The following is a 25,471-nucleotide window of genomic DNA, read 5'->3' as shown; positions in this document are numbered from 1 at the left end:
AGCGGACCCGCCCGGTGGGGTCGAGCGGGGGCGGGCGGTCCGGGCCAGGTCAGCGGGCGGCGAGGGCCTGGTGGCGCCAGTAGGTGAACCGCCGGAGCGGGTCGCCGTCGAGGCTCCACGGCCACGCCGTGACGGTCGGGCCGACGGCCGCGAAGACGCCGGCCGCCTCGCGGAGCCGGTTCGCCCGCACCAGGGCGTAGGCGAGCACGTTGAGGTCGGCGACGGCCGCGGCGTGGCGGAGGCCGCCCGGGCCGGTCCAGTACCGGGCCCGGTCCAGGGCGGCTTCCGCGTCCGCCCGGGCCCAGCGGCGTCGGGCGCCCAGTGCGGCCACCCCGCCGGCGTCCACACCGGCCCGGTACCGGCCCAGCAGCAGGGCCAGTTCGAGCCCCGCCACCGGCGAGCCGGCCGGGGCGGCGGCCCGGACGGCGTCGACGAACTCGAGCTCCTGCGCGTGCGACCCGCACTCCGCGGGGGAGAGGTAGCCGAGCATCTCCAGGTGTGCGGTGCGGTTCCACGGGTCACGCGCGCCGATCTCCCGGCAGACCGGGTGGACCTCCTCGGCCGGGCGGCGCAGCAGCCGCAGGACGCCCAGCAGGGCGAGCCAGGGGCCCGGGTCCTCCGGGCGGGCCCGGGCCGCGTCGTGGCAGCGCCGCACGAGTCCGTGGTGGTCGCCCGGCCGGCCGTCCCGGCGGGCCTGTGCCAGAGCCACCCAGACGTCGAAGACCAGCGGGTCCGCGTCCCGGGGCCGCTGCCGCCGCCACACCTGCGCCAGTGCGGGGGAGGCCGCCGCGGAGAGCACCGACAGCCGCAGGGTGCGGCGGTCCCAGTCCGTCCCGGCGTCCCGGAGGACCTGTTCGACCAGCACCGCGGACAGTTCCAGCCGGCCGTGGACCTGAGGGGCGGTCACGTGGGCCAGCACCCGGCCGAGCTCGGCGTCGTCCAGTTCGGGTGCGAGGCGTGCGGCGGGGCCGCGTCGTCGTCCGATGATCGGCATGGCGGGGGTGACCGGGTCCTCTCGTCGGGATCTCGTCGGATGCCTGGTGCGGCACCGTCACGCGTCGGCCGCCGCGTGGACCCGCTGCCCGCCGACGAAGGTCTGCTGGACGCGGGCGTGGGCGATCTCCTCCACGGGCCGGGCGAAGATGTCGCGGTCCAGCACGGCGAGGTCGGCGAGCCGGCCCGGGGCGACGACGCCCGTGTCGTCCAGGTGGTTCACGTAGGCGCTGCCCGCGGTGTAGGCGGTCAGCGCCGCGTCCAGGGTGATCCGCTGCTCCGGCAGGAACACCGGCCGGTCGCTGCCCGGGTCCTGCCGGTTGACGGCGTTGTGGAGCGCCGCGAGCGGGTCCGGGCTGGACACCGGCCAGTCGCTGCCCGCGGCCAGCACGGCGCCGCTGCGCAGCAGGTCTCCGAACGGGTACTGGCGGGCGGCGCGTTCGGAGCCGAGGAACGGGATCGTCAGCTCGTCCATCTGGGGTTCGTGGGTGGCCCACAGGGCCTGGATGTTGGCGGTCGCGCCGAGTTCGCGGAAGCGCGGGACGTCGGCGCTGTCGACCACCTGGAGGTGGGCCAGGTGGTGGCGGTTGCCGCGGTGCCCGTTGGCGGCCACGGCGGCTTCCACGGCGTCCAGTGCCTCCCGGACGGCGCGGTCGCCGAGTGCGTGGAAGTGCACCTGGAAGCCCTCGCGGTCCAGCCGGGTGACGATCCGGGCGAGCTCCGCCGGGTCGACGAAGGAGATCCCGGAGTTGTCGGAGGCGCAGCCGCAGCCGGTGAGGTACGGGCCGAGCAGGGCGGCGGTGCCGTTCTCGGCGATCCCGTCCTGCATGATCTTGACGGTGTGCGCCCTGATCCGGCCCACGGTGAAGGTGTCGCGGCGCTCCAGCAGCCGGTCGAGCTGTTCGAGGCCGGACTCGCGGTCCCACCACAGGGCGCCGCGGACCCGTGCGGTCAGCAGTCCGTCCAGGGCGGCCCGCCGGTAGGCGGGGGCGGGGTCGGCCGTCGAGGCGTGCTCGCCGAGCAGGGCGTCCTGCCAGGCGGTGATGCCGTGCGCGTGCAGGACCTGCTGGGCCCGCAGCAGCCCGGCCACCTGCTCGTCGAGGGTGACCCGGGGGACGTGCCGGGCGACCAGCTCCATCGCGCCCTCCTGCAGCGTGCCGGAGGGTTCGCCGTCGGCGTCGCGCTCGATGCGGCCGTCGGCGGGGTCGGGGGTCCGGCCGGTCACGCCGGCGAGTTCCAGGGCGAGGGTGTTGACCCAGGCGCCGTGGTGGTCGCGGTTGACCAGGAAGACGGGCCGGTCCGGGACGGCCGTGTCGAGCAGGGTGCGGTCCGGCGTGCCGCCGGGGAAGGACTCCATCGACCAGCCGCCGCCGGTGATCCACGGCCGGTCGGGGTGGGCGTCGGCCCAGGCGCGGATCCGTTCGAGGAGGTCGGTCACGCCGGTGGCGCCGCCGAGGTCGCACTGTCCGAGTTCGATCCCGGCGCCGACGGGGTGGACGTGGGCGTCCTGGAACCCGGGGACGAGCAGGCGCCCGTGCAGGTCGACGACCTCCGTCCGGGGCCCGATCAGGTCGTGGACCTCGTCGTGCCCGACGGCGACGATCCGCTCGCCCCGGACGGCGACCGAGGTGGCGAACGGCCGGGCGGGGTCGACGGTGTGGACCGGGCCTCCGGTCAGGACGAGGTCGGCGGTGCGGTCGGACACGGGTGCTCCAGTGGGGGGTGGGGAGGGGGCCGGTGGGCGGGGCGGCCCACCGGCGCGGGCGGCTGCGGGGCGGTCAGGCCGCGTCGTCCATCGGCAGGGCGATGGCGTCGGCGTCGGTGCCGCGGCCGGTGGCGAAGTACGGGGAGCGGCGGTACCACTTGGCGACCGCCGCGGCGACCAGCCCGGTGACGACGAACAGGGAGGGGATCAGCAGCATGAACCAGCCGTTGTCGGGCCGGGCCTCGAAGTGGTCGCTCATGGTCGCGTACTGGAAGGCCAGGTAGGCGCCGAGGCCGAACAGCACCAGTGCGCTCACCGCGGGGACGATCACCGAGCGCAGTGCCTCCGCCGCCCCCTCGCGCAGCGCGCCGCGGAACCGCACCGCGCAGGCCGCCGCGGTGAGCCCGTAGTAGAAGGCCACGATCAGGCCGATCGAGTTGACGGCGGTGAGGATCATCGTGTTGATCCGCGGGATGCCCATGGCCAGCACGGCCACGCCGGCGGCCACCGCCATGATGATCACCGTGCCGACGGCGGGGGAGCCGTAGCGCGGGTGGACCTTCGTCCAGGCCCGTCCGAGGGTGCCGTCCCGGCCCATCGCCAGCGCGCCCCGCGCGGTGGGGATGACGCTCGACTGGAGCGAGGCGAAGGCCGAACACATCAGCGCCGCCAGCGGCAGCGAGGCCCAGGGCTCGGAGGAGAGCGAGGACCCGAGGAAGGTCAGCGCCTGCGGGCCCTGCTCGACCAGCGTCCCGGTGTCCATGACCCGCTGGAAGGAGACCGCCGCGAACACCAGCAGGCCGAGCATGGCGACCAGGGCGATCAGGCCGCCCCGGGACGCGTCCGAGGCGCTGCGGGTCTCCTCGTTGACGGTGAAGGCCGCGTCCCACCCCCAGAAGACGAACACCGCCAGCACCAGGCCCTGGGCCAGCGAGTGGAAGGAGTCGATCGCGAACGGGTTGAGCCAGCCGAAGGAGAACTCCTGGGTGCCGGAGACCACGGCCCAGCCGCAGAACAGCAGCAGGACGGCGTACTCGAAGGCCAGCAGCACCCACTGGAAGCGGGTCGCCGAGCGGACCCCGGTCACCGCGGTCACCGTCACGGCGACCAGGGCCACCAGGCCGACCACCGTGGTGACGGCGGTGGAGGTGGGGTCCAGGGCGATCCCGAAGAGCGAGTGCAGCCCGGCCTTGTCGGCGAACTGGAGGACCACCATGCCCGCCACGGCGCTGGTGTAGGCCATGAAGACCACGTTGGCGACCAGGATCACCCAGCCGGTCAGGAAGCCCAGCCAGGGGGTGAGGGCCCGGCCGACCCAGGTGTAGCCGTTGCCGCAGTTGGGCTCGGTGCGGTTGAGGCGCGAGTAGGACAGTGCGATGCCCAGGATCGGCAGGAACGCGACCAGGAGCAGTGCGGGGGTCTGGCGGCCCGCGTAGACGGCCAGGGCGCCCATGCCGATGCCGATGCTCGTGGTCGCCGCGGTGCTGGAGGCCGCGATGGCGATCCCGTCCCGTACGCCCAGCGTGCGGCGCATGGTGGCGGTCGACGGGGGTCTGTCCTCGACGGTGAGGTTCATGCCACTCCTAGGAGGTGGGGGCCGCGACGGGCGGCGGGCGATGAACGAACGGTGTGCGCCGATGAAACAACCCTGCCATACTTAAGTCAATAAGTTGTCGTAAGCCGCGCACCCCTCGCCGCCACCCCCGCCACCACCCTGGAGACCACCGATGGCCACACCCGAGCGCATCCCGGTCGAACGCCGCCGTCGCCGGCCCACCCGCAGCGGATCCCTGCTGAGCGCCGAGGCGATCACCGAGGCCGCGCTCACCCTCATCGAGGCGCCGGGGGGCAACGCGCTCACCGTGCGCAGGCTCGGCGCGGCCCTCGGCTGCGACCCCAGCGCCGTCTACCGCTACTTCCCGGACACCGACGCCGTCCTCCTCGCGGTCGCCGACCGCCTCATCCAGGACTCGCTGGAGGGCTTCGCCCCCGGCGGCGGCTGGCGGGAGGAACTGCGCGACTTCGCGCAGCGCCTGCACCGGTCGATGCTGACGCACCCCCGGCTGGCGGCCGTCCGCGCCTCCCGCGTCACCACCGGCCCGGCCGAGGCGCGCGCCGTCGACCTCGGCATCGGCATCCTGCTCCGGGCCGGCTTCCCGCCCGACCGCGCGGTTCGCAACTACCGGCTGTTCGTGGACACCGTGCTCGCCCAGGCCGCCGTCGACGCGGCCGTGCTCGACCTGGACGAGGAGCGGCGCGAGCAGCAGGGCGCCGCCTGGACCACCCACCACGCCGGCCTGCCGGCCGAGGAGTACCCCAACCTGTACGCGGTCCGCGACCACCTGGCCCTGATGGCGGGCGCGCTGCTCCCCGAGATCCTGGAGATGGTGATCGACCGGTTCGCCGGGGAGCTGGAGGCCCGGGGCTGACCGCGCGGCCCGGTGGCCCCGGGTGGCCGGTTCCCCGGGGCCGGGTCAGCCGGCCGGCAGGAAGCCCTCCAGCAGCGGGGCGAGCAGGGTGGTGCGTCGCATCACGTCCATGTGGGTGGTGCGCGGCAGGACGGCGAGGCGGGCGTCCGGGATCAGCTCGTACATCTCGACCGCGTGGTCGAGGCGGACGAAGTCGTGGTCGCCGACGACCAGCAGGGTGGGGGCCCGAAGCGTGCGGAGCCGCTCGGCCGGCCAGCCCCCGAAGGCGGCCACCGCGTCGGAGACCTTGGTGTGGAAGGCGTCGAAGTGCTCCGGCTCGGGGGAGACGGCGAGATGGGCGGCGCGCATCTCGGCGAAGTCCTCCGGGGTGGGCAACCGGGTGGAGCCGGAGGGGAGTCCGGAGGCGTGGATCTCCTCGTGGTAGCCGTCCGGGCGGTAGTTGACGGAGGCGAGCACGAGGTGGTCGACCCGCTCCGGGTGGTCCAGCGCGAGCTGCAGGGCGGCGTAGCCGCCGAGGCTGAAGCCGAGGACGTCGGTGCGTTCGACGCCGAGGCGGTCGAGCAGGGCGAGCACGTCCGCGGCCAGCAGGTCGATCCGGTACGGGCGATCGGTGTCGCGGGTATGCCCGTGCCCCTGGAGTTCCGGGGCGATCACCCGGCGGCCGCGGGTCAGCGCGGGCAGCAGCGTACCGAAGCACAGCTCGACGGTCAGCAGGCCGCCGTGCAGCACGACCAGCGGTCGGCCGGTCGTGCTGCCGTGCTCCTCGTAGTACAGGTCGAGCCCGTTGACGTGCGCGTAGCTGCCCGTGGTCACGCTGGTCTCCCGTCGGCGGCGGCCGGTCCGGTACCAGTCTGGCCCGTGCCGGCCCTCAGACCGTGTACCGCTCGACGAGGGCGCACAGGGTGTCGAAGGCGGGTTTGGGCGTGTGGTCGTCCGCCGTCAGCCCGAAGCGGTGGAAGAGCCCGGGCCCGGCGCTGTCGGCGTCGCGCAGCGAGAAGTGGGTGTACCCGCTCAGCCCGAGCGCTGCCGCGTGCTCGGCGACGGTGCGGACGACCGTCTCGACGATCTCGGCCTGCCGCTGCGGCGTCCGGCCCGGGCCGGTGGGCCAGCCGTGCTCGGTGATGTGCACCGGCAGGTGCCCGAGGCCGGCGGGTGCGAGCACGTTCTCGCGGTGGTGGCGCAGCACCGCGGCGACCGTGTCGGCGAGCTCGGCCGGCGCGACCGGGCGGAACACGTCGGGGAAGAAGTCCAGCCCCACGTAGTCGAGTTCGGCGCGGAAGTCAGGGCCGCCGAGCTCGGCCAGCCCGGTGACGAAGGACGTCGCCGGGCCGAACAGCGGGGTGGTGTTGAAACCGATCCGCAGGTGGTGGTGGCCGAGTTCGCGGGCCTGGTCCCGGGCGGCGCGCACGCCGTGCACGATCGCCTCCCGGACGGCCGGGTAGTCGCCGTCCAGGAGGGGGTTGCCGGTGACGTTCGGCTCCTCCGCCACCTGCAGGGTCTGCGTCACCGCGCCGTACCGGCCGACGAGTTCGCGCAGGTAGGCGCAGTACCCGGGGACGTCTCCGGCGGCCGACCGGTACTGCGCGACCAGGTCCAGCCGGCGGCCGCGGACGGCGTACCGCTCGGCCCCGGCCGGGGCGGCCGTCGGATGCGGGCCGCCGGGTGCGGTGGTGTCGTCGAAGGCGGTGTAGGCGCGGACCAGGAAGGGCCGGCCGGGGCGGCCCTGCAGCCGGTCCAGCAGGGCGGTGACGCGGTCGGGGTCGTCCGGCGGGCCGACGGCGAGGTTGCCGCTGTCGTCGCCGCAGACGCCGCCGGGGTAGACGCCGAAGAGCAGACGCTCAGTCACGGCCGGCTCCGTTCTGCTCCAGGGTCGGGGTGGGTCCGGTGGGCCAGGCGAGCGTGCCGGTGCGGATCTCCTCGGCGAGCGACTCGACCCAGGCGGTCTCGGCGCGGGCGAGGGCGAGCGCGTACTCGGCCTCGATCACGAACAGCCTGGGCACGCCCGTGGCCAGGGCCTCGGCCAGCCGTCGTTCGTCCTCGGCGGTGCGTTCGCGCAGGCGGCGGGCGCGTTCCGTCAGCGCGTCGCGGGCCCGCTCGGGGCCGAGCGCGCCGAGGTGGCCGACCGCGCCGAGGAAGGGCGAGAACTCCCGTTCCGGCGTGCGGATCTGATGGTCCAGCCGGCGGACGAGCTCCTCACGGCCGGACTCGGTGATGCCGTAGACCGTCCGCTCGGGGCGGTTCCCGGCGCGTTCCTGGCCGCGGGCGGCCACCCAGCCGGCCTCCTCCAGGGCGGCGACGGTGTTGTAGAGGGTGCCGCGGTTGACCGCCGCGGCGTGGTGGGCGCTGCGTTCCCGCAGCTCGGCGAGGATCCGGTGCGGATGGGCGTCGCCTTCGAGCAGCAGGCCGAGCAGGGCCGGGACGATCGGGTGGTCGAGAGCGCGTCGTGGCATGGTCGAAATCTATCAGTCGAAATAGACTGTTTGGCAAAGCGGAACCGGGCCCTCCGGTCGCGGTCGTCCGGGCGGGCCGAGGGGCCGGAACCCGACCCTCCGAATGTCAGTGGCGGTCGAGATGATGTTCGACATGAAGGACGCAGCCGCCCCGGCCACCCACGCCGCCTATGCCGATGCCGTCGCCACCGCCGTGCAGGCGGCCGCGGCCTACTACGCCGACGGTTCCACGCCGTTGGGCGACGACGAGTACGACGCGCTGCTGCGCTCGATCGAGGCCTGGGAGCAGGCCCACCCCGGCGAGGCGCTGCCCGACTCGCCCACCGGCAAGGTGGCCGGCGGCGCCGCCCTCGGCGACGTCCCGCACAGCGTGCCGATGCTCAGCCTCGACAACGTCTTCTCCGCCGAGGAGCTCACCGCCTGGGCCGCCGGGCTGGAGCGCCGCCTCGGCCGCCCGGTGGACGGCTGGTGCGTCGAGCCCAAGCTGGACGGCCTCGCCGTCGCGGCCCGCTACCGCGAGGGCCGGCTCGTCCGCCTGATCACCCGCGGCGACGGCCTCGCCGGCGAGGACATCGGCCACGCCGCCGACGCCGTCCTCGGCCTGCCGCAGACCCTCGCCGAGCCGATCGACGTCGAGCTGCGCGGCGAAGTCCTGCTCACCCAGAGCCAGTTCGAGCACGCCAACGAGGTGCGCACCGCGCACGGCGCCACCCCCTTCGCCAACCCCCGCAACGGCGCCGCCGGCACCCTGCGCGCCAAGGACCGCCCCTACCGCATCGAGCTGACCTTCTTCGCCTACGGCGCCATCGGGCTCGGCGGCCTCGGCCACAGCGCCCTGCTCGACCGGCTCGCCGCGCTCGGCGCCAACACCGCCGCGAGCACCGCCGCCCGCCCCGGCCGCTGCGAGGGCGTCGAGGAGGTGCAGCAGCGGATCGAGGAGATCGCCGCACTCCGCGCCGACCTGCCCTTCGGCATCGACGGCATCGTGGTGAAGGCCGACGCCGAGGCCGACCAGGAGCAGGCCGGCGCCGGCTCGCGCGCCCCGCGCTGGGCCGTCGCCTACAAGCTGCCCGCGGTACACAAGGTCACCCGGCTGCTCGGCGTCGAGTGGAACGTCGGACGCACCGGCGTGATCGCCCCGCGCGCCGTCCTGGAGCCGGTCGAGGTCGACGGCGTCACCATCACCTACGCCACCCTGCACAACCCGGCCGACATCACCCGCCGCGGCCTGCTGATCGGCGACCAGGTCTTCGTCCACCGGGCCGGCGACGTCATCCCGCGGGTCGAGGCGCCGCTGGTCGACCAGCGCACCGGCGACGAGCAGCCGATCGCCTTCCCCGCCGTCTGCCCGCGCTGCGGCGACGCCATCGACACCTCCCAGCAGCGCTGGCGATGCGTGCGGGGCCGCGGCTGCCAGGCCGTCGCCTCGATCCGCTACGCCGTCGGCCGCGACCAGCTCGACGTCGAGGGGCTCGGCGGCACCCGCGCCGTCCAGCTCGTCGAGGCGGGCCTGGCCGCCGACCTCGCCGACCTCTTCGCGCTCACCCGCGAGCAGCTGCTCACCCTCGACCGGATGGGCGACACCAGCGCCGACAACCTGATCGCGGCGATCGCCGAGGCCAGGACGCGGCCGCTGAACCGGGTGTTCTGCGCGCTCGGCGTGCTCGGCACCGGCCGCTCGATGTCCCGCCGGATCGCCGCCCACTTCGGCAGCATGGCGGCCGTCCGCGCCGCGGACGCCGAGGCGCTCGCCGAGGTCGACGGCATCGGCCCGGACAAGGCCGCCGTGATCGTCGCCGAACTCGTCGAACTCGCACCGGTGCTGGACAAGCTGGCGGCGCACGGCGTCGGCACGGCCGTCACCCCGACCGCCGCGGCCACGGCCGCCGCCGAGGACGGCCCGGTTGGCCCGCTGGCCGGCGAGGCCGTGGTGGTGACCGGCAGCATGACCGGCCCGCTGGCCGACCTCAGCCGCAACCAGATGAACGAGCTGATCGAGCGCGCCGGCGGCAAGGCGTCCTCGTCCGTCTCCAAGCGGACGACCCTGCTGGTGGCCGGCGAGAAGGCCGGCTCCAAGCGCGCCAAGGCCGAGGAGCTCGGGATCCGGGTCATCTCCCCGGAGGACCTGGCCGAGCTGGTGGCCGAACTGCTGGTGGCGTAGGTCCGGTTCACCCCCTGCGGAGCCGCACTCCGCGGTTCGCCCCGGCGGTGCCGATGTCCGGTGCCGCCGGGGCGAGTGAGTACGGGGTGGCGGAGGTCCGACGGGCGTGGTGCGTGCCCGTTTCGGCCGTGCCGGCGGTCGGCGTCCGCCGTGGTGGACGGCCGGCCCGGCGGGGAGCTTGCCGTGCTCCCGGTCCACCGGCGGAGCCGGTCCGTCGGGGGCGGCCGGACCGGCAGCCGGTGGGTCCCTTCGACGGCCTGCTGCCGGTCCGGCGGGCCGACGGCTCGGTGGACCGCCGGCCGGTGGCGGACGGGGCAGGTGTCGGCAAGGCGGTCCGGATCGGCGGCGAGTACCGCGACCACGCCAAGGGGGCCGGCGCCGCCGGGACTTCGCCACCTACCGGGTTCGGCGCGGGCGGCACACCGGCCTGCAGCGGCTCGGCCTCGGCCGGGCCGGCACCGTCTCGCCGCAGGCCGTCAGCCGACGCTCGGGGACGCGGGTTCCCACGGTCGGACCCATGGGTCGGGCCACGCCTCGGCTGCGGCGAGCAGCGGGTCGAAGGTCGCGCCGTCAATGCTCTCGCGGATGACGTCGGCGTGACCGCCGTGCCGTGCCGTCTCCTCGATCAAGTGCAGCAGGACCCAGCGGATCGACCATTCCTCGACCTCGGCGGGAATCCACGGAGCCCCCTGCGGCACCGGAACGGCCTGCCCGAGGTCCGGAATCCCGGTGATCACCGCGTCGGTCCGATCGGCCGCCTCGGCATACGCGGCCAGGACTGCGGTCAGGGTCTCGTCCGGGGCGAGCCGGAATTCGTCCGCGTCCGACTCGTCCGTCTTTCGCTGCGTCCCGCGCTGCCGCTGAAGTATGAGGTCGGTCCAGAACTCCTCGCACCGTGCGGCGTGCTTGATGAGACCGCCGATGCTCAGTTCACTGCCGGTGGGCGCCATGCGGGCCTGCTCCTCGGTCAGACCGTGAGCGGTGACCCGCAGCGCGCGCCGCTGGTGGGCCAGGTAGGCGGTCAGCGCTGTGCGCTCGTCGGCGACGGGCGGGACGACTCTCGGCATGGCAAGGTCCTCTCACTCTGCAAATTCTTGCAGCAAGTTTCAGCGGGACTCTACTGCCGCCTCCCGGCGCACGTACAGCGTGCCGATCAACCCGGTTTCGACCGTCGGCACCGGTCCCGCCGGCCGCGGCGCCGGCGGGCGATGCTGCCGGGCCGAAGCCTTGCGGAAGCGCTCGGCAGCAGATCGCGGGGCGGGAAGTCCCGGCGGCGGCCGGTGCGGTTCCGTTGGTGGATCGCGGTCACGATTGCCCGCATTGCACATCCGCCCCGGTGGCGGCCGGCCGGCGGATGCCCGGCCCGCCGGGCGCTGATTGCGGGCCGGACCTGTGTCCACTGCTTGTGCGCCCGCCGGTTCGGCAATCCGCTGAATGTCTGTTAACCGGTTAGCGGTGTTTTGTCGGTGATGGCCGGAAATCGTTGACCGAACATTCCTTCGCGATAGTATGTTAATTGCCGATACACGCGTGGCACCTGTCGCGGGCGCTTGTCTCCGTCACCACGGATCACACGGGAAACGGTGCCGACCACGAGTTGCGAGGTAGTGATGCCAGGGCCAGCCGTCGCACCCCGGAGCAGCAACCCCGCCGGTGCGCCCCCGAAGTCCGTTCGAGTCATGATCGTCGACGAGTCCTCCGTCATCCGGGACGGGCTGTGCACCCTGCTCGCCCCCGCTGCCGACATCGACGTGGTCGCCGCCACTGACAGCGGTGCCCGCGCCGTTCACCTGGCCGCCGTGCACGGCCCGCACGTCCTGGTCACCGGCCTGCACCTGCGCGGCATGTCCTGCCTGGACCTGCTGCGCCGGCTGGACGCCGAACGGCTGCCCGTCCGGCCGCGCCTGGTGGTCTTCGCCCAGCACGACAACGAGGACATGGTGAAGGACGTGCTGCAGGCGCCCACCCACGGCCTGCTGGTCAAGGACACCAGCCGCGAGGAGCTGGCCGGTGCCGTCCGGGCCGCCGCCCGCGGCGAGGCCGTCTTCTCGCCCAGCGTCTCCCACCGCCTGGTGGAGTGGTACCGGACGGCCGGCAGCCGCCGGGTCCGGCCGGCCACCCGCTCCGCACTGCAGTCGCTGACCATCCGCGAGCGGGAGGTGCTCGGCCTGATCGCCGAGGGCCTCTCCCCGCTGGAGATGGCCGACCGGCTCTGCATCGGCGAGGCGACCGTGCGCACCCACGTCTACCGGCTGCGCACCAAACTGGAGTTGAAGGACCGCGCGCAGCTGGTGGCGTTCGCCTACCGGGCCGGGGTGGCCGCCGAGGAGGGGTTCGCGGCATGAGCCTGCGGCTCCACCGGGTGGCCGTGGACGCCCTCGACCCGGCCGCACCGGCCCGCTTCCGGGCGGCCGCACCGGGCCACCGCATCCTGCTGGAGAGCGCCGACGAGGTGGTGGCCGGCGCGGACGAACACGCCTGCCCCGGGCTGGTGTTCGTGCCCGTTCCGGAGCGGCGGACGGGGAAGAACCGGCGGCACCTCGACCGCGTCCCGGACGACCGCGAGGCCGAGGCGGCCCGGCTGCCGGCCCTCGGCGCCACCCCGGCCGACGTCGCCGGACCCGCCGACGGCGCCCGCCCCCCCCCCCGCCCCCGCCCGGTCGGTGCTCGCCGACCCGGGGGCAACGGGTTCTGCGTGCTCGGTCCGAAGCGCCCCCTGATCGGCTGACCGGCCGTCAGGCCGCGCCGCCCGCCGGGACGGGCGTCGCGTCCGCGGCCACGGTCTGCGGGGAGTCGTCCACGGCCCGCAGCTCGCGGGCCGAGCGGATCAGGTACAGCACCACCGGGGAGACCAGCATCCAGCCGCCGGCCACCAGCAGCACCCCCGGCACGGAGGTCGCCGCGGCGACCGGGCCCACCAGCGCCTGGCCGACCGGCAGCAGGGCGATGCTGCCCAGCCACTCGTAGGACGCCACCCGGGACATCACCGGCAGCGGGATGTGCTGCTGCAGCGCGGTGTAGAAGTACACGTTGAACATGGCGACGCCGACCCCGCCGACCAGTGCCGCGGCGGCCACCACGGCCGTCCGGGCGGGCACCGCGAGCGCCACCAGCTGCAGGCCGTACAGGCCGAGCGGGACGAAGGTGGCACGCAGCAGGTACCGCGGCCGGTAGCGGAGGGCGATCACCCCGCCGACCACCGCGCCGAGCCCGGAGCAGGCGGCGATCGCCGCCCAGGCGGAGGCCCCGCCCAGGTCGGACTTGGCCACCGCCGGGCCCAGCACCAGCACCGAGGGCAGCGCCAGCAGGTGGAAGGTCGCCGCCCACAACACCATCGACCAGAGCCAGGTGCGGGAGCGGAACTCCTGCCAGCCCTCGGCGAGTCCGCGCAGCACCGAGGCCGACGCCTCGGCCGCGTTCGCCGCCGTCCGTGCCGCCGTCCGTGCCGCCGGACGGGCGAGCGAGAGGGCGACGGCGCTGGCGGCGAAGGTGAGCGCGTCGGCGAGCAGCGCCGCCCCGGGGCTGAAGACCGCGATCAGCACGCCGGCGACGGCCGGGCCGACCGTGTAGGCGAGGTTGTCGCTCAGCCCGACCAGCCCGTTGGCCTGCTGCAACCGGTCGGGTTCGACCCACTCGGCGACGAGTCCGGTGGACGCCGGGCGGAAGAACGCCGCCGCGGTGCCCCAGACCAGTTGGAGCAGCACCAGGGAGAGCAGGGTGGCGTGCCCCGTCCAGAGCAGCACGCCCTGGGCGGCCTGCGAGCCGAACCGCACCAGGTCGCAGGCGACCATCAGCCGGCGCCGTTCGATCCGGTCCGCGACCACGCCTCCGACCAGCACCAGCAGCACGCCCGGCGCGATGCCGGCGGCGAGCACCAGGCCCAGCGCGCCGGCGCCGCGGCCGAGGTCCAGCACGGCGAAGGCGAGCGCGACCGGCACGATCGCGTCGCCGAGGACGGAGAGGCTCTGCCCCGTGTAGTACAGCGCGAAGTTGCGGTTGTGCAGCACCTCGGGGATCCGTGCCGGTCGCCTGCCCATCCTGCTGCCCTCTCGTCCTGGTCGGTGGCGTTCTGGTCGTGGCGTTCTGGTCGATCGTGGCGGTGCTGGAGTTCGGTGGCGGTCAGGTGCCGGGTGCCCGGTCGGTGTCCGCGGACAGCACCGCGTCCAACTGGTCCTCGTCGAGGCCGCCGAGCACCGCCTCGACGACCCGGACGGCCAGCGCCTCGACGGTCGGTGCGTCGAACAGGTCCCGCAGCGGGAGGTCGACGCCGAAGTCGCGGCGGATCCGGGCGGCCAGCCGGGTGGCCAGCAGCGAGTGGCCGCCGAGCTCGAAGAAGTCGTCGCGGATGCCGACCCGGTCACGGCCGAGCAGTTCGCCGTAGAGCCCGGCGAGGGTCTGCTCGACCTCGTCGCGCGGCGCCTCGTAGCCGGCGGTGCGGACTGCCGGGGCGGGTGCCTCGGCGAGGGCCTTGCGGTCCGTCTTGCCGTTGGCGGAGAGCGGCAGGGCGGCCAGGGCGACGAGCGCCGCGGGCACCATGTAGCCGGGCAGCAGCCGGGCGAGGTGCGCGCGGACCGCGTCCTCCGCAGGTTCGCCGGGGCCGCCCGGGGCCGGCACCCAGTAGGCGACCAGCCGGGGTTCGCCCGGGGTGTCCTCGCGCAGCAGCACCACGGCCTCGGCGACCGCGGGGTGGCCGGTCAGCACGGCCTCGATCTCGCCGAGTTCGATCCGCAGGCCGCGCAGCTTCACCTGGTGGTCGAGCCGGCCCAGGTGCTCCAGGGCGCCGTCGGGGCGGCGCCGGACGAGGTCGCCGGTGCGGTAGAGCCGGGCCGCCGGGTCGGCGGAGAACGGGTCCGGCAGGAACCGCTCGCCGGTGAGGTCGGGGCGGCCCCAGTAGCCGGCCGCGACCTGCACCCCGCCGAGGTACAGCTCGCCGGGCCGGCCGACCGGGACGGGCGAGCCGTGGGCGTCCAGCACGTGCAGCTGCGTGTTGGCGACGGGGTGGCCGATCGGCACGCCCGCGGTGTCCTCGGGCGTGCACGTCCAGCGGGTGACGTGCACGGCCGCCTCGGTCGGCCCGTAGAGGTTGTCGATCGGGGCGGTGATGCCGGCGGCCCGGCAGCGGCGCACCAGTTCGCCGGGCAGCGTCTCGCCGCTGCACAGGAGCTGGCGCACGCCGCGCAGCGCGTCCGGCTCGGCGCCGTCCAGGAAGACCTGGAGCATCGAGGGCACGAAGTGCACCACGGTGATCCGCTGCTGCTCGATCACCTCGGCCAGGTAGCGCGGGTCGCGGTGGCCGTCCGGCTCGGCCAGCACCAACGCGGCGCCCGCGGTGAGCGGCACCAGCAACTCCCACAGCGACACGTCGAAGCCGATCGGGGTCTTCTGCAGCACCCGGTCGCGGCCGTCGACGGCGAAGGCGTCGCGCAGCCAGACGGTGTGGTTGAGCAGCCCCGCGTGGGTGTTGACGACGCCCTTGGGACGCCCGGTGGAGCCGGAGGTGTAGAGCACGTACGCCGGGTCGGCGCCGTCGCGGCCGATCTCCGGTGCGGTGGTGGGGAATCCGGCGTCCTCGCCCGGTTCGACCAGGGCGGGCAGCGGGCCCTCCAGCCGGCTCGCGAGCTCCGCCGTGCCGATCAGCACGGACACCTCGGCGTCGGCCAGCACGTAGCCGAGCCGGTCGGCGGGGTAGGACGGGTCCAGCGGCACGTAGGCGGCGCCCGCGCGGAGCACCGCGAGCAGGGCGGTCACCAGGGCGGGGGAGCGCTCCAGCAGGACGCCGACCCGGTCGCCCGGCCGCACCCCGAGGGCGACCAGCCGGTGCGCCAGGCGGTTGGCCCGGCGGTCGAGTTCGCGGTATCCGACCTGCTCGCCGCCGCGGACCAGGGCGACGGCGTCCGGGGTGCGGTCGGCCTGCTGTGCGACCAGGTCGGCGACGGTGGCGACGGCGGGCAGCTCCAGCCCGGTGGCGTTCCAGGCGGCGAGCTGCCGCTCCTCCTCCCCGGTGAGCAGCGGCAGCCGGGAGACCGGCAGCGCCGGGTCGGCGGCGGCCCCGGCGAGCAGCCGGCCCAGGTGGCCGTGCAGCCGCTCCACGGTGGCCTGCTCGAACAGGTCGCGGTCGTACTCGTACGCGATCCGCAGTCCGCCGTCCGCGCCCGCCTCCAGCACGACGCACAGCTCGGCCCGGGCGCCGGAGGTGTCGACCTCGGCGGTGCGGGCCCGCAGCGGGCCGGGCTCGTCGCCCGCCGGGTGTGCGTTGAAGGCGAACAGCACCGGAGTGAGCGGGCTGCGGCCGCCGCGGCCGGGGGCGAGCTCCTCCACCAGCCGTTCGAACGGCGCCTCCTGGTGCTCGAAGGCGCCGAGCACCCGCTCCCGGACCTGCCCGAGCAGGTCGGTGAAGGCCGGATCGGCGGAGAGGTCGGCCTGCAGCAGCAGGGTGTTGAGGAAGAAGCCGGCGGCGGACTCGAACTCGGGCCGGCCGCGGCCGCTGACCGGCACCGCGACCGGGACCCGGGGGCTGCCCGTCCAGCGGTGCAGCAGCGCCTGGAAGCCGGCCAGGGCGGTCATGAAGAGCGTGCTGCCCGCCGACCGGCCGAGGGCCTCCAGCGCGGCGGTGAGGTCCGCGGGCAGGGTGCGGCGCAGGACGGCGCCGCGGCCCCGGCCGGCGGCGCGCGGCCCGTCCACCGGCAGCTCCAGCGGTTCGACGCCGGAGGCGAGTTCGGACCGCCACCAGGCGAGGTCGGCGGCGACCGCGCCGGAGCCGGCCCGCTCCTGCTGCCAGGCCGCGAACTCCCGGTACTGTCCGGGCTGCCCGCCGAACTCCGGTGCGCGGCCCGCCGAACGGGCCCGGTAGGCCTGCCAGAGCTCGTCCAGCAGCACGTCCACCGACCAGCCGTCGCTGTTGATGTGGTGCTGGGCGAGGACGACCCGGGCGCCGCCGCCGGGCAGCAGGACGGCGGTGGCCCGCAGCACCGGGCCGTTCTCCAGGTCGAACGGAAGATCGGCCTCGGCCCGTGCGGTGGCGGCGAGTTCGCGCTCCGCCTCGGCGGCGGGCAGGGCGGTCAGGTCGACGGTCCGCACCGGGACGGCGGCGGGCGGGTCGACCACCGGGCGGAGGTCCTCGCCCTCGGCGGTGTAGCGGGTGCGCAGTGCCTCGTGCCGCTCGGCGAGGTCACCGAGGGCGGCCGCCAGCGCATCGGTGTCCAACTCGCCCGGCCAGTCGACCTGGTGGCAGATGTGGTAGGCCGGGTTGCCCGGCTCCAGCCGGTGCAGGAACCAGAGCCGCCGCTGCCCGGGCGAGAGCGGCGCCGGTGCCTCCGCCGGACCGGGCGGGGCGTCCGCGGCCTCCAACTGGTCGAGCAGGGCCTGGCGCTGCTGCGGGTCCAGGCCCGCGAGCAGTTCCTCGATGCCGTCCATCGCCGTCTCCTCCTCGGGCGGGCCGGGTGCTGGCTGGTCAGCGGGCCGTGGCGACCCAGACGTAGTGCTCGGAGTCGGGGCCGTACGGCGACTCGTCGTAGCCGCCGTACTCGCGCTCGATGGTGAAGCCGGCCTGCTGCAGGGTGCGGCGGACTTCGTTCGGGTAGCGGTAGTAGTTCTTCCGGAAGGTGTGCCGGCGCTCGGTCACCAGGCCGTCCTCGTCGAGCAGTTCGCTGACCCGGCGGCGGGTGATGGACTGTTCCTGGAGGTCGTAGGTGTTGTAGTCCCACATGGCGATCCGCTGCCCGGTGCCGGGGTGGCGGATCTCGCCCGCGAGGTAGAGGCGCTCGCTGTACTTGGCCATCTCGTCGAAGCGGAAGTACGGGATGCCGGAGACGAACCGGCCGCCGGGGGTGAGGTGTTCGCGGACGGTGGCGAGGGCCTCGGCCCAGTCCTCGTCGTTCGCGCAGTGGAACAGCGGCTGCCCGGCGGCCAGGATCAGCGGGAAGCGCTCGCCGAGGCGGACCGTCCGCAGGTCGCCCTCGACGAAGCGCACCGCGGACTCGTCCAGGCCCTCGGCGGCGGCGTTGCGGCGGCCCTGCTCCAGCATCGAGACGGACAGGTCGACGTCGACGCCGGTGCCGGCGATCCGCACCGCGGGCAGCAGCACCCGGCCGGTGCCGGCCGCGAGTTCGAGCACCGGACCGCCGAACTCCTTCACGGTGGAGAGGAAGAACGGCAGGTCGAGCTTGTTCAGCCCGGCCCACAGGGTGTCGTACAGGTCGGCCTCGAAGAAGTAGTCGTCGTCGGCTGAGGGCTGGGGCGTCGTCCCGGTGGTCATCGGGTCTCCTCGGTCGTGGCGGTGGCGGTGGCGGTGGCGGTGGCGGTGTCGGTGGTGGCCGTGCTCGTGGCGGCGCGGGAGATCAGGGCCCGGATCTGCTCCTCGGAGAGGGCGGCCATCCGGGCGCGCAGGCGGCGGTCGGTCTCCTCCTGTGCGGCGGCCAGTGCGGGGTCGACGGCACCCGCGGCGAGCCGGGCGACGGTCGGGAAGCGGAACAGCGCGTGCAGCGGCACCTCGACGGCGAAGGCGCGGCGCACCCGGCCGAGCAGCCGGGTCGCCAGCAGCGAGTGGCCGCCGAGCGCGAAGAAGTCGTCGTCGGCACCGACCTCGGACAGGCCGAACACCTCGGCCCACAGCGCGGCGAGCCGGGCCTCGGTGCCGGGCCGCGGCGCCCGGAACGGCGGGCGCAGCGCACCCGGGTCGGGCAGCGCCGCCCGGTCGACCTTGCCCGCCGGGGTCAGCGGCAGCGCGTCCAGCACCACGAAGCCGGCCGGCAGCATCGGCTCCGGCAGCCGCTCGGCGAGCCACTCCCGCAGCCCCTCGGGCGCGGCGGTGCCCCGGCCGGGCACGGTCAGGTAGCCGACCAGCGCGGCGTCGCCGCCGGCGGGGGAGTGCAGCACGACCACGGCCTCGGCGACGCCCGGGTGCTCCACCAGGCGGGCCTCGATCTCGCCCGGCTCGATCCGGTGGCCGCGGAGCTTGACCTGCCGGTCGGCGCGGCCGAGGAAGTCCATCCGGCCGTCGGTGCGCCAGCGGACGAGGTCGCCGGTGCGGTAGAGCCGGGCACCGGGTGGGCCCTGCGGGTCCGGGACGAACCTCTGCCGGGTGAGCTCCTCGGCACCCAGGTAGCCGCGGGCCAGGCCGGCGCCGCCCAGGTACAGCTCGCCGACGGCGCCGCGCGGCACGGGTGTGCCGTCCGCGGCCAGCACCCGGGCCACGACGTTGTCGATCGGCCGGCCGATGTCCGCCGGGCCTTCGCCGGTGCCCTCCGGGGCGACCTCGCCCTCGGTCGCGACCACCGCGTTCTCGGTGGGCCCGTAGTGGTTGACCACGGTGAACGGCAGACCGGGCCGCGGCCGGCGGCGCAGCAGCTCGCCGCCGGTGAGCAGCGAGCGCAGCGGCAGCGCCGTGCAGCCCTCCTCGGCGAGCACCGCCTCGGCCAGCGGCGTCGGCAGGAAGGCGACGGTCGCCCCGGAGCCTGCCAGCCAGGCGGTCAGCCCGGCCGGGTCGGTGCGGACCGCCGCATCGACCACCGCGACCGAGGCCCCGGCGGCCAGGTAGGGCCACAACTCCCAGACGGCGGCGTCGAATCCCTGCGCGGCGAGCATGGTGCCGCGGTCCTCCGGGGTGATCCGGTGGCGGCGGTTGTGCCAGTGGCAGAGGTTGAGCAGTGCGCGGTGCTCGACCAGGACGCCCTTGGGACGCCCGGTGGAGCCCGAGGTGTAGATGGCGTAGGCGAGGTCGTCCGCGGCGGCGGGCCGGTGGTCGGCGTCCGAGGGCTCGCCGTCGGCAGGCTCGGCGGGCTCGGCGGCGGGCTCGGTGTCCGGGTGCTCGGCGTCGGTGAGCAGCAGGGCGGCGGCGGAGGCCGGCAGCCGGTCGGCGCACCGGGTGTCGGTGACGACCAGCGGGGTGCCGCTGTCGGCCAGCATGTGGGCGAGCCGGTCGGCCGGGTACTCCGGGTCCAGCGGCAGATAGGCGCCGCCGGCCTTCAGCACGGCGAGCAGCGCGCCGACCAGCTCCGGCGAGCGCTCCAGGCAGACCCCGACCAGGGTGCCGGGGCCGACCCCGCGGCCGGTCAGCCGTTCGGCCAACCGGTCGGCGTACGTGTCGAGTTCGCCGTAGCCGACGGTGCGGTCGCCCTGCACCACGGCCGGCCGGTCGGGCGCGGCGGCGGCGTGCCGGGCGACCAGCTCGTGCACCAGGTGCGCGGTGGGGTGCGGAACGGGGCTGCTGCCGAGCGCGGCGAGTTCGGCGGTCTCGGTGGCGCCGGGGGCGGCGAGGTCGGCGAGTGCGGCGGTCGGGTCCGCGGCGGCGGCGGTGAGCAGTGCGGTGATCGCGGCGAGCAGCCGCTCGGCGGTGGCCCGGTCGAACAGGTCGGTGCGGTGGTCGAGTTCGAGGCCGAGCGTGCCGTCGGGGAGCTCCCGGGCGAACAGGTCGAGGTCGAAGCGGGCCGCGCCCGGGTCGAAGGGGAACTCGCTCGCCCCGGCCGGTCCGAGGTCCAGCCGCGGCGGCGGGGTGGAGAGGTACGAGAGGGCGACGGACACCAGCGGCGGGCGGCTGAGGTCGCGGGTCGGCGCCACCGCCTCCACCAGCCGGTCGAAGGGCACGTCCCGGTGGTCCGCGGCGGCGAGCACCGACTCCCGCGTCCGGGCGAGGAGTTCGGCGAAGGACGGATCGCCGGAGAGGTCACCGCGCAGCGGCAGCAGGTCGACGAAGAACCCGGCGAGCCGTTCCAGTTCGGGCCGGTCGCGGCCGGCCATCGCACCGCCGACGGCGATGTCCGTGCCGCCCGTCCAGCGGGCCAGTACGGCCTGCAGGCCGGCGAGGACCGCCATGAAGAGGGTCGCCCCCTCGCCCTTGGCGGCCGAGCGCAGCGCGGCCGTGGCGGTGGCGGGCAGCACGGCGGACACCCGGGCACCGGTGAAGGCCTGGACGGCGGGTCGCGGCCGGTCGGTGGGCAGCTCCAGCGGGGCGAGCCCGGCGAGCCGCTCCGTCCACCAGCCGAGCGAGGCGCCGTCCCCGGTGGTGTCGCGTTGCGCCTCCCAGGTGGCGAAGTCGACGTACTGGAGCGGGGGTTCGGGCAGCGGCGAGGGCTCGCCGCGGAGCAGCGCCGGGTAGATCGCGGACAGTTCCTCGCAGAGCACCGCGAGCGTCCAGTGGTCGGCGACCAGGTGGTGCACGGTGAGGGCGAGGACGTGGTCCTCCGCCGCCAGCCGCAGCAGTCCGGCCCGCAGCAGCGGTCCCTGCGCCAGGTCGAAGGGGACGGCGCAGTCGTCGGCGAGCAGGCTGCGCGCGGAGTCCAGGGTCTCCTGCTCGGAGCGGCCCGGGGTGAGCTCGGCGACGGGCAGGGCGAGCCCGGTGGCGGGCTGCGGGCACTGCACCGGTGTGCCGTCGGCGGTGGTGCGGAAGGCGGTGCGCAGCGACTCGTGCCGGACGAGCAGGGTGTCGAGGGACCGGCGCAGCACGGCGGTGTCCAGCGGACCGCGCAGCCGGAACGCGGTCGACACGTTGTAGGCCGCGGTGCCCGGGTACAGCTGCTCGACGAACCACAGCCGGCGCTGGGCGGCGGAGAGCGGCGCGGGCGCGTCCCTCGCCGGCCGTGGCGGGATCCGGTCGTCGGCCGTAGGGCCGCCGGCCGCCCCGCGCAGCCGCCGGGCGAGCAGCGAACGGACGCCGGCCGCACGGGCGTCGGGCGCACCGCCGTCGACGGCACCTGTGTCGGTCGAACGGGCGTCGACAGCACGGGCGTCGGCCGTACGGATGTCGGCCGTACGGGCGTCGGGCGGGGCTTCGGCTGGGTCGTGGACCATCGGGCAACACCTCTTCGGCTGGGGCGGGCCCTTCGGGCCGGGGCGGGTCGCGCGTGCGGGGTGCAGTGGCCGTGCTCGGTACCGCCCGCGGACGGCGGCGTGGTGCGTCGCGCCACCGGACGGGCGGCGTGGCGGACGAACGGGTGCCCTCGGCCGGGCCGGGTCGTGCCGGCCCTGGGCGTGGCAGCCGGCGGGGCGTGGTGCGATGCGGTGCGGTGCCGGGGTGCCGGGGTGCCGCGGGTGTCAGGGTGCGGCGGCGCGGATCAGTTCGGCGGCCGTCCGGACGACCGGCTCCCGGACGACGTCGTAGTGGCCGCCGGGGACCTGCCGGAGGTGCAGCGGGCCGCTCACCCGCGCGCGCCACTCGGCGGGGTCGACGGCGGAGTCCTCGGCGTGCAGCAGGGTGACCGGTCCGGCGTACGGGCCGGGCACGTGGGCCTGCATGGCGCGCGTGGCGGCCCGGTAGCCGTGGTGCCGGGCGGCCAGGTCGGTGCCGTCCAGCCCGAGGTCGATGCCGTGCTCGCGCAGCGCGGCGACCGCGGCGTCCAGCGCCTCGTCCGGCGGGAGCCGCCAGACCGCGGGGTCGACGGGCAGCCGGTCGCCGCCGCCGGGCAGGGCGTCGGCCGGTCCGGCGGAGTCCACCAGGTCGGCGACGAAGCGCTGCAGCGTGGCCGGGCCGTCCCAGGCGGGCACCGCGGCCGGCCAGCTCATGGTGTCCAGCAGGACGACCGGCGGCGCCGCCCCGGCGGTCGCGAGCCGGCGGGCCGCCTCGTACGCGACCAGGCCGCCGAAGGACCAACCGGCGAGCACCGCCGGGCGGTGTCCGGCCGCGGCCAGCAGCGCGAGGTAGCCCTCGGCCGTCGACTCCACCGTGGTGGGCCCGTCCGGCCGTTCCTCGGCGGCGACGGCGAGCACCGGCCGGCGTCCGGCCAGGAGCCGGGCCAGCCCGGTGTAGCAGAACACCCCGCCGCCGATCGGCGGGCACAGCACGACCGCGCCCGCCCCGCGGTCGGTGCCGGGGTTCAGCTCGACCAGGGTGCCGCGGGCGGCCGGCGGCACGGAGGGGCGGCTGCGGCCGGCGCGCAGCGCGTCCAGCAGGGCCTGCTTCTGCGGCGAGAGGGCGGCCACCCGGCCGTCGGCGGGCGGCACGGCGGGTGCGGGTGGCACGCTCGGTCCGGGCGGCACGGTCTCCTCCTGCGCGGTCGACGGGCGGCGGACGGTCACGGCCGGGGCGCCCCGGCCGGAACCAGGCGGTGCCGGTACAGCGCTTCGTAGTGCGGGAGTTGGGCGCGGTGGTAGTCGGCGAGCAGCGGGGTGTTCGCCACCGTGTGCGGGTAGCTGCGCTCGGAGCGGACGAAGCCGGTGCTCCGTTCCGCGTCCACGTGCCAGCGCTGCGCCCTGCCCCAGCTGTCGTGCGCACCGGCCCGCCAGCTGAGGTCCTGCGGGCGGTGGTCGAGTCCGGCGCGCTCGCAGTAGGCCCGGACGGTGCCCTCCGGGTCGTCCAGCAGCGCGTCCGAGTCGACCACGGCGGGGACGGACCCGCTCTCCGCGGCGACCGCGTCGAAGAGTTCACGCAGCCGGCCGAAGCCGATCTCCGGCTCGGTGAGCGCGGGGTTGAGCGCGTAGTGCGAGGCGATCACCTCGTCCGGGCGGCGGATGATGAACGTGTGCCGCACCTCGGTGAGGAACCGGGGGTCCGCCAGGACGCCGGGGTAGTGGAAGTCGGTGGTGTCCTTGAAGAACACCAGGCGCTCGCGGGAGAGCCGCAGGATCGCGGCGATCAGCTCGGCCTCGGTGTGCACGGCCGTACCGTCGACCTCCGTGCTGCCGAAGTCCGCCAGGTGCGAGAACGGTTCGTGCAGGGTGACCACACCGGGGCGCTGCATCATCATCCGCAGGAATGCGGTCGACCGGGAGCGGGGTGCGCTCCACAGTGCGATCGCCCCGGTGGTGGTCGGCGGTTCCTCCGCACTCATGGTGCATTCCTTTCCCGGGTGGTTCGGTGCGGCGAGGCTAGCAACGCCCGGGGCCGGCCCGGAACCCCGGAATCGCGGTGGACGGCACGCCGTTTCGGCCTGTCAGCGCCATGCTTACGACCGCGACCTGCGGAGCCTGTGCCCGCGCGGCGGCGGGCGGTGGAATTCCGTTGACCCGCGGCCGTGGAATTGAACGATTCGGGTACGCCCGCGGAGCGGACCGAAGCATTCCGTTGACCGGGAAATCACTGCCGGGGCGGAGGCCGAACTCCGGTGATTCCGGCTAGCTTTCGATGCAGCAGTGCGGCCGAGTCCACGTGAAGAGGGAATGTGACCGACACATCCACACCCCCCGGCACATCAACACCGCAGGCCAGTGCACCGCGCTACCGCGCGGTGGAGCTGGCCGCCCACCGCAACAACCGGGCCGCCACCCGGGTGCACACCACCGGGGCGGGCGGCTTCAACGTCTGGCGCAACTCCTTCCCCGCCGAGCACCTGCCCCCGGGCGGGTCGGAGGTGGAGGTCGGCGGGGTGCCGTTCAGCTTCCCGCCGGTCGGCGAGGGCGACGATAACGTGCGCTGCGACGGCCAGTTCGTCGAGGTGCCGGCCGGCCGCTACGACTGGATCCACCTGCTCGCCGCCGCCGAGCGCCGCACCGAGGACACCGTCGAACTGCACTACGCCGACGGCTCGGTGGACAGCGAGTGGCTGCGCGTCTCGGACTTCTGGTCGGCGCCCGCCTGGTTCGGCGAACTGCCCGCCCTCCGGACGCCCGTCATGCACTACCCGTACCACGTGCAGCCCGGGCTCAGCGCCCACCTGTGGGCGCAGCGCGTCCCGGTGCCGCGGCGCACCGCGCTGGCCGGCCTGCGGCTGCCGCGGAACATCGCGGTGCACCTCTTCGCCGCGACCGTGCAGGAACCGCCGCCCGGCACCGCCGGGTTGCCCGCCACCCACCGGGAGGAGGACGGCCGTGACCACTGACCACCCGCCCCGGGTGCACCACATCACCGGTGCCCCGCCCGAGTTCTGGTACCGCGACCTGGCCAGCTGCCTGCAGGCGACCTTCGGCTCGGTGCTGCTGCGGGCCGGCCACGACCCGCTCGAAGTCCTCGGCACCGCCTGGCAGTTCCTGTACCGCCCGGGTGAGGTCCGCTCCGAGGAGTTCTACTTCCCGACCCGGTACGAGGGCGACCTCGGCCGCGGCATCGCCCCGCACCACCCGCTGACCTCCGTCTGGCGGACCCCGGACGACCCGGCGGACCCGCTGGCCGGCCTGCGCGCCGCGCTGGACGCCGACCGGCTGGTGATCGCCGCCGTCGACAACCACCACCTGCCGTTCCGGCCCGCCTACCACGACGTCCACGCGGCCCACCTGGTCACGGTGTTCGGCCTGGACGAGCACCGCGGGCTGGTGCACGTCGCCGACGCCACCCCGCCGGCCTTCCGCGGCGCCGTCCCGCTGGACGCCTTCCTGGCGGCCTGGGACTCGGCCAACCCCTCCGACGTGCAGGACGCCTTCTTCAGCGACTCCCGGATCGGCCGGCGCTGGCTGGACGTCCGGGTCGGCGGCCCGTACCCGGAGACGACGCCCGCCCGGCTCGCCGCGGTGCTGCGCGCCGACGCCGAACTGTTCACCACCGGCAAGGCCGACGGGCCGGACGGCGCCGAGGGCCTCGCCGGCCTCGCCCGGTTCACCGAGGAGCTCGTCGACCGGTCCCGGGCCGGCGACCCGGCGGCGATCCGCGACCTCTACCCGTTCGGCTGGGGCATGCAGGCGCAGGCCTCGCTGCACGGCGAACTGCTCCGCCGCCTCGGCGCCGCCTGGCGGCTGCCCGTCCTGGCCGGGGCGGGCCGCGCCGTGGAGAGCGTCGCGCACGCCTGGACGGGCGTGCGGATGACCGGCGCGCACGGCCGGGACGACCCGGCGGCCGCCGCCGGCCGCCGCCCCGCCCCAGAGGAAGAGTTCC

The 25,471-nt window shown here is 75.4% G+C and carries 18 protein-coding genes and 1 pseudogene; 6 read left to right on the top strand and 13 right to left on the bottom strand.

The genetic code is table 11. The features are described 5' to 3' along the window. Positions 1-49: 49 nt before the first annotated feature. From ABD353_RS14385 to ABD353_RS14375, 3 genes are all read right to left on the bottom strand, one after another. A complete protein-coding gene (locus ABD353_RS14385; RefSeq protein ID WP_344623960.1) occupies positions 50-994 on the bottom strand; it encodes a hypothetical protein in 945 nt (314 codons plus the stop codon). A 57-nt stretch (positions 995-1,051) separates the two neighbouring features. Then, entirely contained in the window at positions 1,052-2,698 is a 1,647-nt protein-coding gene (locus tag ABD353_RS14380; RefSeq protein WP_344623959.1) for an amidohydrolase, read from the bottom strand. Between the two features lie 73 nt (positions 2,699-2,771). Further along, complete coding sequence (locus ABD353_RS14375; RefSeq protein ID WP_344623958.1) at positions 2,772-4,274, bottom strand: APC family permease; 1,503 nt, start codon at positions 4,272-4,274, stop codon at positions 2,772-2,774. Positions 4,275-4,425: 151 nt separating this feature from the next. Here ABD353_RS14375 and ABD353_RS14370 point away from each other — a divergent pair, with 151 nt between their 5' ends. Then, positions 4,426-5,127, top strand: a complete 702-nt coding sequence (locus tag ABD353_RS14370; protein ID WP_344623957.1) for a TetR/AcrR family transcriptional regulator — start codon at positions 4,426-4,428, stop codon at positions 5,125-5,127. A gap of 45 nt (positions 5,128-5,172) precedes the next feature. Here ABD353_RS14370 and ABD353_RS14365 read toward each other — a convergent pair whose 3' ends face one another. Genes ABD353_RS14365 through ABD353_RS14355 form a run of 3 tightly spaced genes read right to left on the bottom strand, consistent with a single transcriptional unit; the run spans position 5,173 to position 7,577 of the window. Then, positions 5,173-5,940: an alpha/beta fold hydrolase gene (locus tag ABD353_RS14365; protein ID WP_344623956.1), complete on the bottom strand. Its 768-nt coding sequence runs from the start codon at positions 5,938-5,940 to the stop codon at positions 5,173-5,175. Positions 5,941-5,995: 55 nt separating this feature from the next. Continuing rightward, positions 5,996-6,973, bottom strand: coding sequence for a hypothetical protein (locus ABD353_RS14360; protein WP_344623955.1), 978 nt, complete (start codon positions 6,971-6,973; stop codon positions 5,996-5,998). Beyond that, the gene (locus ABD353_RS14355; RefSeq protein WP_344623954.1) at positions 6,966-7,577 is read right to left on the bottom strand and encodes a PadR family transcriptional regulator; all 612 of its coding nucleotides are present in this window, start codon (positions 7,575-7,577) and stop codon (positions 6,966-6,968) included. The genes ABD353_RS14360 and ABD353_RS14355 overlap by 8 nt, the downstream gene beginning before the upstream one ends. Before the next feature lie 133 nt (positions 7,578-7,710). Between ABD353_RS14355 and ligA the strand changes: the two genes are divergently transcribed. Beyond that, positions 7,711-9,738 carry an NAD-dependent DNA ligase LigA gene (ligA, locus tag ABD353_RS14350; protein WP_425555155.1) on the top strand — a complete coding sequence of 676 codons (2,028 nt, stop codon included), beginning with the start codon at positions 7,711-7,713 and terminating at the stop codon, positions 9,736-9,738. 476 nt (positions 9,739-10,214) lie between these two features. Here the strand turns inward: ligA and ABD353_RS14345 are convergent, their stop codons facing one another. Next, entirely contained in the window at positions 10,215-10,805 is a 591-nt protein-coding gene (locus tag ABD353_RS14345) for a DinB family protein (RefSeq protein ID WP_344623953.1), read from the bottom strand. A gap of 612 nt (positions 10,806-11,417) precedes the next feature. Here ABD353_RS14345 and ABD353_RS14340 point away from each other — a divergent pair. Together ABD353_RS14340 and ABD353_RS14335 are read left to right on the top strand one after the other, a co-directional pair. Next, complete coding sequence (locus ABD353_RS14340) at positions 11,418-12,083, top strand: LuxR C-terminal-related transcriptional regulator (protein WP_344623952.1); 666 nt, start codon at positions 11,418-11,420, stop codon at positions 12,081-12,083. Continuing rightward, positions 12,080-12,466: a VOC family protein gene (locus ABD353_RS14335; protein WP_344623951.1), complete on the top strand. Its 387-nt coding sequence runs from the start codon at positions 12,080-12,082 to the stop codon at positions 12,464-12,466. The genes ABD353_RS14340 and ABD353_RS14335 overlap by 4 nt, the downstream gene beginning before the upstream one ends. Before the next feature lie 7 nt (positions 12,467-12,473). Here the strand turns inward: ABD353_RS14335 and ABD353_RS14330 are convergent, their stop codons facing one another. The 6 genes from ABD353_RS14330 to ABD353_RS14305 all read right to left on the bottom strand — a co-directional run bounded on the left by ABD353_RS14330 (position 12,474) and on the right by ABD353_RS14305 (position 23,498). Further along, the gene (locus ABD353_RS14330) at positions 12,474-13,775 is read right to left on the bottom strand and encodes an MFS transporter (RefSeq protein ID WP_344623950.1); all 1,302 of its coding nucleotides are present in this window, start codon (positions 13,773-13,775) and stop codon (positions 12,474-12,476) included. Between the two features lie 82 nt (positions 13,776-13,857). Continuing rightward, the gene (locus ABD353_RS14325) at positions 13,858-17,151 is read right to left on the bottom strand and encodes a non-ribosomal peptide synthetase (RefSeq protein ID WP_344623949.1); all 3,294 of its coding nucleotides are present in this window, start codon (positions 17,149-17,151) and stop codon (positions 13,858-13,860) included. Positions 17,152-17,188: 37 nt separating this feature from the next. Continuing rightward, a complete protein-coding gene (locus ABD353_RS14320; protein WP_344623948.1) occupies positions 17,189-17,992 on the bottom strand; it encodes a class I SAM-dependent methyltransferase in 804 nt (267 codons plus the stop codon). Beyond that, entirely contained in the window at positions 17,989-21,522 is a 3,534-nt protein-coding gene (locus ABD353_RS14315) for an amino acid adenylation domain-containing protein (RefSeq protein ID WP_344623947.1), read from the bottom strand. The genes ABD353_RS14320 and ABD353_RS14315 overlap by 4 nt, the downstream gene beginning before the upstream one ends. 243 nt (positions 21,523-21,765) lie before the next feature. After that, a complete protein-coding gene (locus tag ABD353_RS14310; RefSeq protein ID WP_344623946.1) occupies positions 21,766-22,746 on the bottom strand; it encodes a thioesterase domain-containing protein in 981 nt (326 codons plus the stop codon). Beyond that, the gene (locus ABD353_RS14305) at positions 22,743-23,498 is read right to left on the bottom strand and encodes a sulfotransferase-like domain-containing protein (RefSeq protein WP_344623945.1); all 756 of its coding nucleotides are present in this window, start codon (positions 23,496-23,498) and stop codon (positions 22,743-22,745) included. Before ABD353_RS14305 ends, ABD353_RS14310 begins: the two co-directional genes overlap by 4 nt. A gap of 330 nt (positions 23,499-23,828) precedes the next feature. Here ABD353_RS14305 and ABD353_RS14300 point away from each other — a divergent pair, with 330 nt between their 5' ends. After that, a complete protein-coding gene (locus tag ABD353_RS14300; protein WP_344623944.1) occupies positions 23,829-24,485 on the top strand; it encodes a hypothetical protein in 657 nt (218 codons plus the stop codon). After that, positions 24,475-25,471, top strand: a pseudogene (locus ABD353_RS14295) (BtrH N-terminal domain-containing protein); the annotation flags it as partial. The gene ABD353_RS14300 and the pseudogene ABD353_RS14295, both read left to right, overlap by 11 nt.

The organism is Kitasatospora arboriphila (genome assembly GCF_039528095.1).
GTDB classification, from domain to species: domain Bacteria; phylum Actinomycetota; class Actinomycetes; order Streptomycetales; family Streptomycetaceae; genus Kitasatospora; species Kitasatospora arboriphila.
Note: the sequence above shows the minus strand (reverse complement) of the source record. Positions and strands in the feature narration are given on the sequence as shown.